The sequence below is a fragment of the Mycobacterium sp. GA-0227b genome, from assembly GCF_001499855.1.
Taxonomy (GTDB): Bacteria; Actinomycetota; Actinomycetes; order Mycobacteriales; family Mycobacteriaceae; genus Mycobacterium.
Map to the genome: position 1 here is coordinate 290,092 of NZ_LQIK01000023.1, position 13,753 is coordinate 303,844.

At 67.9% G+C, this 13,753-nt stretch carries 15 protein-coding genes; 7 read left to right on the top strand and 8 right to left on the bottom strand.

Annotation, left to right across the window (positions count from 1 at the left end; genetic code table 11):
- The first annotated feature begins 11 nt into the window (after positions 1–11).
- From AU185_RS14935 to AU185_RS14950, 4 genes are read left to right on the top strand one after another with little or no spacing between them, the layout of a single operon-like run.
- The gene (locus AU185_RS14935; protein ID WP_059100112.1) at positions 12–1,115 is read left to right on the top strand and encodes a phosphotransferase; all 1,104 of its coding nucleotides are present in this window, start codon (positions 12–14) and stop codon (positions 1,113–1,115) included.
- Positions 1,116–1,136: 21 nt separating this feature from the next.
- Positions 1,137–1,682: a TetR/AcrR family transcriptional regulator gene (locus AU185_RS14940; RefSeq protein ID WP_059099693.1), complete on the top strand. Its 546-nt coding sequence runs from the start codon at positions 1,137–1,139 to the stop codon at positions 1,680–1,682.
- A 56-nt stretch (positions 1,683–1,738) separates the two neighbouring features.
- The gene (locus tag AU185_RS14945; protein WP_059099692.1) at positions 1,739–3,235 is read left to right on the top strand and encodes an aldehyde dehydrogenase family protein; all 1,497 of its coding nucleotides are present in this window, start codon (positions 1,739–1,741) and stop codon (positions 3,233–3,235) included.
- Positions 3,232–3,663, top strand: coding sequence for a nuclear transport factor 2 family protein (locus AU185_RS14950; protein WP_059099691.1), 432 nt, complete (start codon positions 3,232–3,234; stop codon positions 3,661–3,663). The genes AU185_RS14945 and AU185_RS14950 overlap by 4 nt, the downstream gene beginning before the upstream one ends.
- A gap of 79 nt (positions 3,664–3,742) precedes the next feature.
- On the opposite strand, the gene rlmN is transcribed toward AU185_RS14950, so the two are convergent.
- From rlmN to AU185_RS14975, 5 genes are all read right to left on the bottom strand, one after another.
- Positions 3,743–4,876: a dual-specificity RNA methyltransferase RlmN gene (rlmN, locus tag AU185_RS14955; RefSeq protein WP_082683903.1), complete on the bottom strand. Its 1,134-nt coding sequence runs from the start codon at positions 4,874–4,876 to the stop codon at positions 3,743–3,745.
- Positions 4,877–4,903: 27 nt separating this feature from the next.
- Positions 4,904–5,782, bottom strand: coding sequence for a phosphatidate cytidylyltransferase (locus tag AU185_RS14960; protein WP_059099689.1), 879 nt, complete (start codon positions 5,780–5,782; stop codon positions 4,904–4,906).
- Positions 5,782–6,339 carry a ribosome recycling factor gene (frr, locus tag AU185_RS14965; RefSeq protein ID WP_059099688.1) on the bottom strand — a complete coding sequence of 186 codons (558 nt, stop codon included), beginning with the start codon at positions 6,337–6,339 and terminating at the stop codon, positions 5,782–5,784. The genes AU185_RS14960 and frr overlap by 1 nt, the downstream gene beginning before the upstream one ends.
- Before the next feature lie 57 nt (positions 6,340–6,396).
- Positions 6,397–7,200, bottom strand: coding sequence for a UMP kinase (gene pyrH / locus AU185_RS14970; protein WP_059099687.1), 804 nt, complete (start codon positions 7,198–7,200; stop codon positions 6,397–6,399).
- 87 nt (positions 7,201–7,287) lie between these two features.
- On the bottom strand, positions 7,288–7,965 hold the full coding sequence (locus tag AU185_RS14975; protein WP_059099686.1) for a class I SAM-dependent methyltransferase: 678 nt from the start codon (positions 7,963–7,965) through the stop codon (positions 7,288–7,290).
- Positions 7,966–8,001: 36 nt separating this feature from the next.
- Between AU185_RS14975 and AU185_RS14980 the strand changes: the two genes are divergently transcribed.
- Together AU185_RS14980 and AU185_RS14985 are read left to right on the top strand one after the other, a co-directional pair.
- Positions 8,002–8,436 carry a MarR family winged helix-turn-helix transcriptional regulator gene (locus tag AU185_RS14980; protein WP_082683904.1) on the top strand — a complete coding sequence of 145 codons (435 nt, stop codon included), beginning with the start codon at positions 8,002–8,004 and terminating at the stop codon, positions 8,434–8,436.
- 62 nt (positions 8,437–8,498) lie between these two features.
- Positions 8,499–9,623, top strand: a complete 1,125-nt coding sequence (locus tag AU185_RS14985) for a glycerate kinase (protein ID WP_059099685.1) — start codon at positions 8,499–8,501, stop codon at positions 9,621–9,623.
- Between the two features lie 6 nt (positions 9,624–9,629).
- Here AU185_RS14985 and AU185_RS14990 read toward each other — a convergent pair whose 3' ends face one another.
- From AU185_RS14990 to rpsB, 3 genes are all read right to left on the bottom strand, one after another.
- Positions 9,630–11,036 carry an amidase gene (locus AU185_RS14990; protein ID WP_059099684.1) on the bottom strand — a complete coding sequence of 469 codons (1,407 nt, stop codon included), beginning with the start codon at positions 11,034–11,036 and terminating at the stop codon, positions 9,630–9,632.
- Positions 11,037–11,215: 179 nt separating this feature from the next.
- Complete coding sequence (gene tsf, locus AU185_RS14995) at positions 11,216–12,031, bottom strand: translation elongation factor Ts (RefSeq protein WP_059099683.1); 816 nt, start codon at positions 12,029–12,031, stop codon at positions 11,216–11,218.
- 11 nt (positions 12,032–12,042) lie between these two features.
- The gene (gene rpsB, locus AU185_RS15000; RefSeq protein ID WP_059099682.1) at positions 12,043–12,909 is read right to left on the bottom strand and encodes a 30S ribosomal protein S2; all 867 of its coding nucleotides are present in this window, start codon (positions 12,907–12,909) and stop codon (positions 12,043–12,045) included.
- Positions 12,910–13,191: 282 nt separating this feature from the next.
- Here rpsB and AU185_RS15005 point away from each other — a divergent pair, with 282 nt between their 5' ends.
- A complete protein-coding gene (locus AU185_RS15005) occupies positions 13,192–13,692 on the top strand; it encodes a M23 family metallopeptidase (protein ID WP_059099681.1) in 501 nt (166 codons plus the stop codon).
- Positions 13,693–13,753: the final 61 nt, after the last annotated feature.

Genomic DNA, 13,753 nt, shown 5'->3' on the forward strand with positions numbered 1-13,753 from the left:
AAACTGACGTGGTGACGCACGCCCCGCCGGCCGTCGGCCTGGCAGCACATCTGGGCCGCGGGATACAACGTATCGCCACCGACGCCGCCATCGGTCGTCGGCGATCACTTCCGCGCTCCGTGTCCGAACTCGACGAGCCCGCCATGTCGCGGATCATCCGGCGTCGCGTCACGTCGGTGTCGGTGCTGGGCGGTGACGCCGGCACGTCGTCGCGCGCCCGGCTCGCCCTTGCCGGTGACGACGTCCCGCCGACGGTGTTCGTCAAGATGGCGGCCGAGACGGTCGCCACCCGGCTGATGGGCGAGATGGGTCGACTGGGGGCGACCGAGACACGCTTCTACCGCGAGTTGTCCCCGCGGCTGACCGGAGTTCCGATCTGCCACGGCTCGGCGTTCGATTCGATGACCGGCCGCTACGTGCTCGTGCTGGAAGACCTACCCGCCGACGAATGCGAGTTCCCTGACACCCTTCATCCGATCGGCGCCGACCGGGCAGCGAAAATCGTCGAACTCCTCGCGAGGCTGCACGCGACGTTCTGGGAACGCGTCCCCGCCTGGCTGTACACCGCGTCAGGCGACACCGCGTCGTTGCTCACCGCGCCGCTGCTGAAGACGTCCGCGCGCCGCATCGCCGAGCGGTCCGACATCGCGGTCGACGCCGGTCGCTTCATCGACGACAACTACCGCGCGGTGGCCCGTCTCATCGACGAGCCGCCCCACACCGTCATGCACGGCGACGCACATCCGGGCAACGTCTACTTCCGAAGCGGCGCGGCCGGGCTGTTCGACTGGCAGGCGGCGCGGCGCGGCCATCCCGGCCGGGAACTGGCCTACACCCTGGTCACCAGCATGACGCCGGGCGATCGCCAGGTGCACCAACGCGACCTGCTCGACGTCTACCGTCGAGCGCTGGCCGCCTCGGGCGGTCCCGAGCTGAATCGCGACGAGCTATGGCATCGCTACCGGCAGGGCGCGCTCTACGCCTATGTCGCCGCGCTGATCACCGCGGGGATGGGCGGAATGCAGGCCGAGGGCATCGCGCTCGAAGGTCTGCGCCGCGCAGTGGCAGCGCTGGAAGATCTCGACACGGTGGCCGTACTCCAGAAGTCGATGTAAAGAAGGATCTACGATCGGCACGTGAACGAACCGCTGCGCGACACCTCCGGAATCGAGGACACCTCGACGCGGCACCGGATCCTCGTCGCGACAGCGGAGGTGCTGGCCCGCAGCGGACAGACCAAGCTCAGCCTCTCGGAGGTCGCCTTGCAGGCGGGGGTGTCCCGGCCCACGCTCTACCGCTGGTTCGCGTCAAAGGGTGAATTGCTCGACGCGTTCGGTGTCTACGAGCGCGACCTGTTCGACAACGGCATCAGCAAGGCGACGGCCGGTCTGCGGGGCACCGAGAAGCTGGACGCCGCACTGCGGTTCATCGTTGACTACCAGCACTCGTATTCGGGCGTGCGGTTGGTCGACATCGAACCCGAGGTCGTCATCGCCCAACTGACGAAGGTCATCCCCGTGATGCGCGCGCGGTTGCAGAAACTGCTGAGCGGTCCGAACGGAGCGGTCAAGGCAGCGACCGCAATTCGCGTCGCGATCTCGCACTACATCGTGCGCAGTGACGACGATGACCAGTTCCTCGCGCAGTTGCGGCACGCAGCCGGGCTCAAGCCGCAGGGCTGATCGCCCGACTCCGCCGATGGGCTGACACTCGCGCGAAAATTTGTAAAGCTGTCAGCATGACCCAGGTACAGACTGACAGCGGTGTGTTGGCCGGCGACGAGCGGATGTTGATCGACGGCGAGTTGCAGACCACCGCCGGCGGAGCGACATTCGAGGTGATCCATCCGGCCAGCGAGGAGGTCGCGGGCCGGGCCACCGACGGCACGGTCGAGGACATGGCGCGCGCGGTCGGCGCGGCGCGGCGCGCGTTCGACGAAACCGACTGGTCGCGTGATCTGGAGTTCCGCTACCACTGCCTGACCCAGCTGCACGAAGCCCTCGAGCGGAACAAGGAACGGTTGCGCCGGGTCCTGATCACCGAGGTCGGCTGCCCGGTCTCGGTGACCGGCAGCCAGATCGAGAGCCCGATCGAAGAGGTCAAGCACTGGGCCGAGCATGGACGCGCGTTCGACTATCTGGTCGACAACGGTGTGCACGACACGCCGCTGGGGCCGGCTCGGCGCAAGATCCACTACGAGCCCGTCGGTGTGGTCGGCGCGATCACGCCGTGGAACGTGCCGTTCTATCTCAACGTCGCCGAGACGGTGCCGGCGTTGATGGCCGGCAATACGGTGGTGCTCAAGCCCGCGCAGCTGACCCCGTGGTCGGGCAGTGAGTACGGACGCATCGTGGCCGAGGAAACCGACATCCCCGCCGGGGTGTTCAACGTCGTGGTGTCCAATGCCAACGAGGTCGGGGCCGCGCTCTCGGCCGATCCGCGCGTCGACATGATCACGTTCACCGGGTCGACGGCGACCGGGCGGGCGATCCTGGCCGCGGGTGCGCCGACGGTGAAGAAGACACTGCTGGAGTTGGGCGGCAAGTCCGCGCACATCGTGCTCGACGACGCCGACTTCAATTCGGCGTTGCCGATGGCGGCGATGATGGCCTGCGTGATGTCGGGACAGTCCTGCATCCTGCCGAGCCGGATTCTGTTGCCGCGCAGCCGCTATGACGAAGGTATCGAGGTCCTCAAGACGATGATGGAGGGCTTCCCGGTCGGCGACCCATGGACGCCGGGCAACATGCAGGGCCCGCAGATCAGCGAGACCCAGCGCCAGAAGGTGTTGGGTTTGGTCAAGAGCGGCATCGACTCCGGTGCGCGGTTGATCACCGGCGGAGGCATCCCGGAGAACCTGCCCACCGGCTACTACACCCAGCCGACGCTGCTGGCCGACGTCGACCCCAATTCGCAGGTGGCGCAGGAAGAGATCTTCGGTCCCGTGCTCACGGTCACCCCGTACGACACCGACGACGGGGCGGTCGCGATCGCCAACAACACGATCTACGGCCTGTCCGGCGAAGTGAGCAGCGCCGACGTGGACCGCGCGTTCGCGGTGGCCTGCCGGATGCGCACCGGCAACGTCACGATCAACGGCAAGAGCCACTTCGGCATCAACAGCCCGTTCGGCGGCACCAAGCAGAGCGGCCTGGGATACCGCAACGGCGAAGAGGGTTACAAGGAATACCTGGAAGCCAAGACCATCGGCATGCCGGACACGGTTGAACCGTGAATCAAGCCCTGAGTGTCGAAGCCGAGATCGCCGCGCTGCTGTACCGCTACGCGCGCGCCGTCGACACCAAGGACTGGGAGCTCTACCGCTCGGTGTTCACCGACGACGCGGTGATCGACTACTCGTCGGCGGGCGCCGTCGCGGGTAGCCGCGACGAGGTCGTCGACTGGTTCGCGGCGAATTTCGGCGTGATTCCCTGGAGCATGCACTACATCACCAACATCGAAGCCGACATCTCCAGCGGCCCCGACGGCGACACGGCCAAAGTCAGGGCGATGTTCTACAACCCGATGCAGCTGCCCGGCATGCCGGAGATGAGTAGCTGCGGCGGCTACTACCACCATGAATTGGTGCGCACCCCGGACGGGTGGCGCAGCCGGCGGCTGGTCGAAGAGAACGTCTGGTTCGTCAACGGGCCCACTCAGTAACGCCCAGACCGACGTTTTGGCGGAAATGCGCGAGCAAAATCCGCCAAAGCGTCGGTCTCGGGGCGACGAGACTGAAGGGTCAGCTCTGGGCCGCCAATTGCCCGCAGGCGGCGGCGATCTCACGGCCGCGGGTGTCGCGCACCGTGCACGACACACCCCGCTCGCGGACGCGCCGAACGAATTCGCGTTCGGCGGGTTTGGGACTGGCGTCCCACTCACTGCCGGGCGTCGGATTGAGCGGAATGACGTTGACGTGCGCCAACGGGCCGAGCGCGCCATGCAGCCGCTTGCCCAAAAGGTCTGCGCGCCAAGGCTGATCGTTGACATCGCGAATCAGCGCATACTCGATGGACACTCGCCGGCCCGTCACGTCGGCGTAGTACCGCGCGGCGTCGAGCGCCTCGGACACCTTCCAGCGGTTGTTCACCGGGACCAGCGTGTCGCGCAGTTCGTCGTCGGGGGCGTGCAGCGACAACGCCAGCGTGACGCCGAGCCGTTCGTCGGCGAGTTTGCGGATCGCCGGTGCCAGCCCGACCGTCGACACGGTGACGGAGCGGGCCGAGATGCCGAAGCCGTTCGGGGCCGGCGCGATTATCCGTCGCACCGCGGCCAGCACCCGGTTGTAGTTGGCCAGCGGCTCCCCCATGCCCATGAACACGATGTTGGACAGCCGCCCGCCGCGGGCCGCAGGAGCGATCCCGTCACCATCGCGGTCGCGCAACTCGACCGCGGCGGCGCGTACCTGCTCGAGGATTTCGGCGGTCGACAGGTTGCGCTTGAGTCCGCCCTGGCCCGTCGCGCAGAACGGGCAGGCCATGCCGCATCCCGCCTGCGAGGAGATGCAGACGGTGTTGCGCTGCGGGTAACGCATCAGCACCGACTCGAACGTGGTGCCGTCCACCGCGCGCCACAACATCTTGCGCGTCTCGCCCGCATCGGTCTCGATCTCGCGCAGCGCGTCGAGTAGCGTCGGGAACAGCGTCTCTGCGACCTGATCGCGCACGGCGGCCGGCAGGTCCGTCATCTGGTGCGGGTCGGCGATCAGCCTGCCGTAGTACTGGTTGGCCAACTGCTTACCGCGAAACGCCGGCAGCCCCAGTTCGCCGACGGCGGCGGCGCGGCCAGCCTCGTCGAGGTCCGCGAAATGCCGCGGCGGCATGGCGCGTCGCGGCGGATCGAACACGAGCGGCAGGGCCGCAGGAGAGTCAGCCATCGGGTCCTACCAGTATGCCGGGCCGCGTTACGCCAGCAGCGTCAGCACGATCCAGCCGGCCACCGCAGAGGGAAGCATCGCATCGATGCGGTCCATGATGCCGCCGTGCCCCGGCAGCAGCGTGCCCATGTCCTTGATCCCGAGGTCGCGTTTGACCTGCGACTCGACCAGGTCGCCGAGCACCCCGGTGATCACCAGCATCAGGCCTAGCGGCACCCCGACCCAGGCGGGCTTGTCCATCAGGAACGTCACCGACAGCACCGCGGCGGTGATGCCGAACACCAGCGAGCCGCCCAGCCCCTCCCAGGACTTCTTCGGGCTGATCGCCGGTGCCATCAGGTGTTTGCCGAACAGCACGCCGGCCACATAACCGCCGATGTCGGCGAATACGACGGTCGCGATCACGGTGAACACCCGGCCGCCGCCGTGGTCCTGGAAGATCAGCAGCGCGCTGAAGCTGGCGAAGAACGGCACCCACGTCGCCAGCAGCACCGCGGCGGAGATGTCTCGCAGGTAGTTGACCGGCTGTCGGCGCAGGCCCTGACCGACGAGGCGCCAGACCATGCAGACGACGATCGTCCCGCCGTAGGCGCCGAGCAGCCCGACCGCGCCGAACGGCCACGTCAACCAGATCATCGCCTGGCCACCGACCAGCAGCGGAACCGCGGGCAGGGCGTAACCGGAGTCGCGTAGCCGGCGGATCACCTCTGCGGTGGCGACCGGAATGAAGACCGCCAGCACCGGCAGCCACCCGATCGGCGCGAACAGCAGCGTGCCGATGGCCACGGCGCCCAGCAGGACACCCACCGCGATCGCCGCGGGTAGGTCACGGCCCGCCCGCGACTTCTTCTTGGGCGGTTCGTCGACCGGCGTCTCTGCCACGGGACCCTTGCGCTGTTCGGTCACTAGACCTCCAGCAGCTCGCCTTCTTTGTGCTTGACCAGCTCGTCGATCTGCGCGCTGTAGGTGTGGGTCAGCTTGTCCAGGTCCTTCTCCGCGCGAGCCACGTCGTCCTCGCCCGCCTCGCCCTCCTTCTTGATGCGGTGCAACTCCTCCATCGCCTTGCGACGGATGTTGCGCACCGCCACCCTGGCGTCCTCGCCTTTCGCCTTGGCCTGCTTGACCAGGTCGCGGCGCCGCTCCTCGGTCAGCTGCGGAATGGCGACGCGGATGACGTTGCCGTCGTTGGTCGGGTTGACGCCCAGGTCGGAGTTGCGGATCGCGTCCTCGATGTTGCGCAGTTGGTTGGCCTCGTAGGGCTTGATCACCACCATCCGCGCCTCGGGCACGTTGATGCTCGACAGTTGCGTGATGGGCGTGGCCGATCCGTAGTAGTCGACGTTGACGCGCGCGAACATGCCGGGATTGGCGCGGCCGGTGCGGATCGACGACAGGTCGTCACGCGCCACCGACACCGCCTTCTCCATCTTCTCCTCGGCGTCGAAGAGGGTTTCGTCGATCACGGTGCTTCTCCTTCATCCGCGTGCGCGTCTTCGTCATGCTTATCGCGTGCACTGCCCTCAGGTGGTGACCAGTGTTCCGATCTTCTCACCCGCGACCGCTCGCGCGATATTGCCATCTGTGAGCAGGTTGAACACCAGGATCGGCATGCCGTTGTCCATGCACAGGCTGAACGCGGTGGCGTCGGCCACCTTCAGGCCGCGGTCGATGATTTCGCGGTGACTGATCGCGGTGAGCAGTTCGGCGTCGGGGTGCTGGCGCGGGTCGGCGGTGAAGACGCCGTCGACGGCCTTGGCCATCAGCACCACTTCGGCGCCGATCTCCAGCGCGCGTTGCGCGGCGGTGGTGTCGGTCGAGAAGTACGGCAGGCCCATGCCCGCTCCGAAGATCACCACGCGGCCCTTCTCCAAGTGCCGCACGGCCCGTAGCGGGATGTACGGCTCGGCGACCTGCCCCATCGTGATCGCGGTCTGCACCCGGGTGTCGATACCTTCCTTCTCCAGGAAATCCTGCAGGGCAAGGCTGTTCATGACGGTGCCCAGCATGCCCATGTAGTCGCTTCGGGCCCGCTCCATGCCCCGCTGCTGCAATTGCGCACCGCGGAAAAAATTGCCGCCGCCGATGACGACGGCGACCTGCACCCCGCTGCGGACCACTTCGGCGATCTGGCGGGCCACCTGGTGCACGACGTCCGGATCCAGGCCTACGTCCCCGCCGCCGAACATCTCGCCGCCGAGCTTGAGCAGGACGCGGCCGTACTTCGGGCGGATCGCCCCATTGGGACCGGTTGTTGCCGCCGCGCCGGCGACGCTGGATTCAGGAGCCGCCGCGCCGGCGACAGAGTTTTCCCGGGGCTCCGGCATCCGACTCCTTCGGGGTCCGCGCTGAGATGCCCCTCATCCTGCCTCATGGCCGGCGGCACAGCCGCCTCCGGGTCGCGACTCGCCGGGTCAGCCCGGCAGGTGGGCGCTGAGCAACCAGGCGGGCACCGATTTGCGTCCTTTCGGCTCGTCCCGGACGTCGGTTACCGGGAAGAACTCCTGGAAGCCGTCCGGGAACACGGCGTGGATGCGCGCGGGCCTGATCTCGTCGATGGTCCAGTACTTCGAGACGACGTCACGCAGCTCGTCCTCGGTCACCGGGAAGGCCGGACCGCCGGGCATGCCCGCCTTGTCGAAAACCAGCACGAAATACGAGGCGCCGGGAGCCGCGGCCCGCACGATCGAGCGCTGATACCCCTCGCGCAGTTCGACGGGCATCGAGTGGAACAACGTCGAGTCGACGATTGTCCCGAACCGCCCGTCGTGACCGTCGAAGTCGCTGATGTCGGCCACCTCGAAGCTGGCGTTGGTCAACCCGCGATTCGCGGCCTCCGCTCTGGCCAGCTCGATCGCCGTGGGTGACTGGTCCAGACCGACCGTCGTGAAACCCCGCTCGGCCAGATACAGGGCGATGGCGGCCTCACCGCACCCGGCGTCGAGCACGTCACCGTGGAATTTGCCCTGTTCGATCAGGGCGGCGAGCTCGGGTTGCGGTTCGCCGATGCTCCACGGCGGTTTCGCGCCGCTCATCTCGGGGGCTTCGCCCTTGTAGGCGCTGTCGAACATCTCGCTGGTGGGTTCGGTCATGACTCGTTGATATCAATCCGGTTGATATATGTCAATATGATTGACATGGATGGGCCGCTCGAGGAACAGCCGCTCGGTTTTCTGCTCTCCCGGGTGGCGAACGCACTGCGCGCCGAGGTCACCACTACGGTTCTGGAACCGCTTGGCGTGGCGTTCCCGCAGTACCTGTGCATGCGGATCCTGTCGCAGTATCCCGGTCGGTCCAACGCCGAACTGGCCCGCGATTTCAACGTCTCGCCGCAGGCGATGAACATGGTGCTGCGCGGCCTGCAGGACCGGGGCCTGGTCAGCCGGCCGGCGAGCGTGTCGTCGGGACGTTCACTGCCGGCGCAGCTCACCCGCGAGGGCCGGGAGTTGTTGAAACGCACGGACTCAGGGGTGCGTGCCGCCGAGCGCAAGTTGATGACGAATCTGACCCAGCGCCAACAGCGTGAGTTCAAGCAGATCCTCGCGGCCCTCGGTACGGACTGAAGGTCTGCCAGACTACGGTTCATGAGCGGCTCGTATCCGTCCCTGACCTCAACGGCGCCGCGATGAAGATCGTCCTGGCGCCGGACTCGTTCAAAGAGTCGATGACCGCATCCGAAGCGGTCGCCGCGATGCGGGCCGGCGTGGCGGCGGTGCTGCCGGACGCCGAAGTCGTCGGCGTACCGATGGCGGATGGCGGAGAAGGCACCGTCGACGCCGTCGTCGAGGCGTTGCACGGCCAACACCTGGAGGTCCCGGTCTGCGATGCGCTGGGCCGCACGGTCACCGCCAGGTACGGCTATGTGCCGCTGCGTCAGCTCGCGGTGATCGAGGTGGCAGCAGCCGCTGGCCTGGAACGCATCCCACCCGATCAGCGAGACGTCCTGCGCGCCAGCACATTCGGCGTGGGGGAATTGATTCGGTCCGCCTTGGATCGCGGCGCCGAAGATTTCCTGGTCGGCTTGGGCGGCTCGGCGACCAACGACGGCGGGACCGGAATGCTCACCGCCCTGGGCGCAAAGTTTCTCGACACCGACGGGCGGCCGCTGATGCCTGGCGGCGCGGCGCTCGAAGGCCTCGAGCGCATCGACCTGACCGGTCTCGATCCACGCCTGCGCGACGTGCGCATCCGCGTGGCCTCCGACGTCACCGCGCCGCTGCTCGGGCCCAGCGGCGCCAGCGCGGTGTTCGGCCCCCAGAAGGGGGCCGGCCCGGCGGACGTGGCGCGCCTGGAATCCGGATTGTCTCGGCTGGCCGCGGTCGCGTCCGCGACGCTCGGCGGCACGCAGCCGGCGCTACCAGGAGCTGGCGCCGCGGGCGGCCTGGGTTTCGCGCTCGTCGAATTCCTCGGCGCGACAAGCAGATCCGGTGTCGACGAGGTCGCCGAAACCGTCGGGCTGGAACGAGCGCTGCACGGCGCTGACTGGGTGTTCACCGGAGAGGGCAGCGTCGACGCGCAGACCGTCATGGGTAAGACACCCTTCGGCGTCGCTGCGGCCGCGGTGAGCGCCGGCGCGCGAGTGATCATCTTCGCCGGCCGAGTCGCAGCGGACGCCGCGGTGTTGCTGGATCACGGCGTCGAACGATTGGTCGCGATCACCGCCGAAGGCACGCCGATCGAGCGGGCGCTGCGGGACGGCGCCGCGTCGCTGACGTCCGCAGTGGCCGAGGTCTGCCGCGACCTTTCCTAGCGGAAGTCAGTCCTGGATGCGCCGCGAGGGGCGGGCGTGTTCGAGCTCGTACGCCAATTGGAGCAGTCGGCCCTCCTGGCCCCACGGCGCGGCGAACATCATGCCGACCGGCAGACCCGACGCGGACTCGGCGAGAGGAAGCGAGATGGCGGGCTCGCCGGTGGCGTTCTGCAGAGGCGTGAACGCCACCCACTCGACGAGCCGGTCGATGATCTGCTGGTAGTCCAGGGTCGGGTCGAGGTGGCCGATCCGCGGCGTTACGTCGGCCAGCGTCGGGGTCAGCACCACGTCGTAGGTCTGGGTGACCCTCGCGGTGATCCGGCGCACCCGCGAGAGCCGCGCGATCGCCGACGGCAGCCGGTGCAGGTTCCGCGACGCGTGGCGGTCGAGCCCGAGTGTCAGGTTGTCGAGACGTTCGCGGTCGAAGCTGGGCCCGAGCGTGCGACGCCCACTGCGCACGAGCGCAAACGCCAGGAACGACCAGTAGAGCAGGAAGTCGTTCATGAAGTGTGGCGGCACGGGATTGTCGATCGTGGTGACCTTGTGGCCCAACTCCTCGAGCAGCGCGGCCGTTTTCAGCGTGAGCTCACGCACCTCCGGGCTGGCCTCGCGTGTGATCGACTGGGTGCACACCGCGATACGCAGGCGCTGCGCCTCGGGGCGTGTGACGTCGCCGATCGCGGGCAGCCGCGGGTTGCGATACACCCGCTCCATCTCGCGGTAGAACGAAGCGGTGTCGCGCACGGAGCGGGTCACCACGCCGTTGGCGACGATGCGCAGCGGCATCTGTCGCAGCGTGCGGTCGAGTGGCAAGCGGCCACGCGACGGCTTGAGACCCACCAATCCGTTGCAGGAGGCTGGGATCCGGATCGAGCCGCCGCCGTCGTTGGCATGTGCGATCGGCACCGCCCCGGCCGCGACGAACGCGGCGGAACCCGACGACGACGCGCCCGCGGTGTGCTCGGGATTCCACGGATTGCGCACGGGGCCGAGCCGCGTGTGCTCGGCCGACGCGCTGAAGCCGAACTCCGACATCTGTGTCTTGCCCAGCGCGGCCAGCCCCGTCGCGAGGAACGAACGCGCGAAGTCACCGTCGGCCCGCTCCGGACGCGGATCCCACGCGTCGGTGCCGTTCATCGTCGGCATGCCCGCGACCGCGACGTTGTCTTTCAGGTAGGACGGCACGCCGTCGAAGTAGCCGCCGTACGGACGCGCCGCGGCGGCGCGGGTCCGAGCCCGGTCGAATGCCTCGTACGCCAGGCCGTTCAGCGTCGGGTTGACGACCTCGGTGCGGGCGATCGCAGCCTCGACGAGTTCGCTTCGCGAAACCGCACCGGCGGCCAACTGTTCGACGAGACCTACTGCATCGAAGTCGCCTAGGGCGTCGTCGCCAAAGGCGGATATGCGACTCATGCGGATGACGGTACCAAGTCGTACCACCTCGCTGAGCCGGAGTGCCGGCATTGCTTCCTATGCGCGAGATTGCAGCCACGGTCGTGGCTCGGCACCAACCGTGGATGCAATCTCGCCCGTAGGCCGCGAACGGGAAAGACCCCCAGAGTCCTGGGGGTCTTTCGCGCAAGCTCGCGTTGTTACGCCTGGCCGACCTCGAAACGGACGAACCGCGTCACGGTCACACCCGCCTCGTCCAGCAGCGCCTTGACCGTCTTCTTGCTGTCGGACACCGACGGCTGGTCGAGCAGCACGACGTCCTTGTAGAAGCCGGTGACGCGACCCTCGACGATCTTCGGCAGCGCCTGCTCGGGCTTGCCCTCGGTGCGGGCGGTCTCCTCGGCGATACGACGCTCGTTGGCCACGACGTCCTCGGGCACGTCCTCGCGGGTGAGGTACTTGGCCTTGAGCGCGGCGATCTGCAGCGCGACGGCATGGGCGGCCTGCTTGTCATCGCCCTGGTATTCGACCAGCACACCCACGGCCGGCGGCAGATCCGCGGCGCGCTTGTGCAGGTAGGCCTCGACAGTGCCGTCGAAGTAGGCGACGCGGCGCAGTTCGAGCTTCTCGCCGATCTTGGCCGACAGGTCGGCGATGACCTGCTCGACCGTCGTATCGCCGATTTTGGCGGCTTTGAGCGCGTCGACGTCGTTCGCCTTGGCGGCCGCCGCCGCAGCGACGATCTGCTCGGCGACGGACTGGAACTCCGCGTTCTTGGCGACGAAGTCGGTCTCGGAGTTCAACTCGATCAGCGCACCGTCCTTCGCGGCGACCAGGCCCTCGGCGGTCGCGCGCTCGGCACGCTTGCCGACATCCTTGGCGCCCTTGATGCGCAGCAACTCGACGGCCTTGTCGAAATCGCCGTCGGCTTCGACGAGCGCGTTCTTGCTGTCGAGCATGCCGGCGCCGGTCAGCTCCCGCAGTCGCTTGACGTCGGCGGCGGTGTAGTTGGCCATATCAGGTCTCCCTAAGCGTCTGGGGTTTTCGGTTCGGTCTGGATTTCGGCCTCGGGCGTGCCGGGCTCGGCACCCGCGGCGGTGGGCGAGGCGGTCACGGTGCTCGTCGCGGTCGCCAGCAGCTCCTGCTCCCACTCGGCGAGCGGCTCGGCGGCGTCGGCATCGGGCTTGTCGCCGTCACGGCCCACGCCGGCGCGGGCCTGCAGGCCCTCGGCGACCGCGGCGGCGATCACCTTGGTCAGCAGCGCGGCCGAGCGAATCGCGTCGTCGTTGCCCGGGATCGGGTAGTCGACGAGATCGGGATCGCAGTTGGTGTCGAGGATCGCGATGACCGGGATGCCCAGCTTGCGGGCCTCGCCGACGGCGATGTGCTCCTTGTTGGTGTCGACAACCCACACCGCCGAGGGCACCTTGGCCATGTCCCTGATACCACCCAGCGAGCGCTCCAGCTTGTTCTTCTCGCGGGTCAGCATCAAGATTTCCTTCTTGGTGCGCCCCTCGAAGCCGCCGGTCTGCTCCATCGTCTCGAGTTCCTTGAGGCGCTGCAGCCGCTTGTGCACGGTCGAGAAGTTGGTGAGCATGCCGCCCAGCCAGCGCTGGTTCACATACGGCATGCCGACACGGGTGGCCTCTTCGGCGATCGACTCCTGGGCCTGCTTCTTGGTGCCGACGAACATGATCGTCCCGCCGTGCGCGACGGTCTCCTTGACGAACTCGTAGGCCTTGTCGATGTAGGTCAGCGTCTGCTGCAGATCGATGATGTAGATGCCGTTGCGGTCGGTGAAGATGAACCGCTTCATCTTGGGATTCCAGCGACGGGTCTGGTGCCCGAAGTGGGTGCCGCTGTCAAGCAGCTGTTTCATGGTCACAACAGCCATGAGTCCATGGTCCTTTTCGTCGGTTGATGCCGGCGTCGGGTGACGCCGGGCCCTGGTGACTGCTCGGAAGCCAGAACCCGTCCGGAGACGGGACCGACGGCATCCGGAATACGACCTAGTGGAACGGGTCGTGGTGCAGACACGCGAAGTCAGCCCGCGCAAGCGAGCTGCGGTTAGCAGTTTACACCGTGCGCAGGTGTGGTTTTTCCACACTGACCTGGCGATCCACAGATCGGCGCGCGGGGCTGGCGCCGAGCGCTCTCGATGCGCTGAGCTGGGCAGATGCGAACCTCGGTGCTTTTCCTCGTCGGGTTGGTCCTCGGGCCGGTGTGGGCGGCGCCCGCGACGGCCGCCGGTGATCGGCTCGACTGGCCGCTGCGACCGCGTCCTCAGGTGACGCGGGCGTTCGATGCGCCGTCGCCGAACTGGACACCCGGTCATCGCGGTGTCGACCTGGCGGCGGCGCCAGGTCAGTCGGTGTACGCGGCGGCGAAGGGGACGGTGGTGTTCGCCGGCCAGCTGGCCGGCAGGCCCGTCGTGTCGGTCGCGCACCCCGGCGGCCTGCGGACCAGCTACGAACCGGTCCGCCCGACGGTGCGGCCGGGGCAGCGGGTCGCGCCCGGAGCGGTCATCGGCGTGCTGCAGGCCGGACACCCCGGCTGCCCGACGCAGGCCTGCCTGCACTGGGGCGCGATGTGGGGGCGAGCCGCCAACGCCGACTACGTCGATCCGCTGGGCCTGGTCGCCACCACCCCCATCCGCCTGAAACCGACGCACAGCTGATCCGGCGCGAGCGACCGTGTCAGTACGCGACACGCCGACGAATGCTGTACCGCAGCGGTCG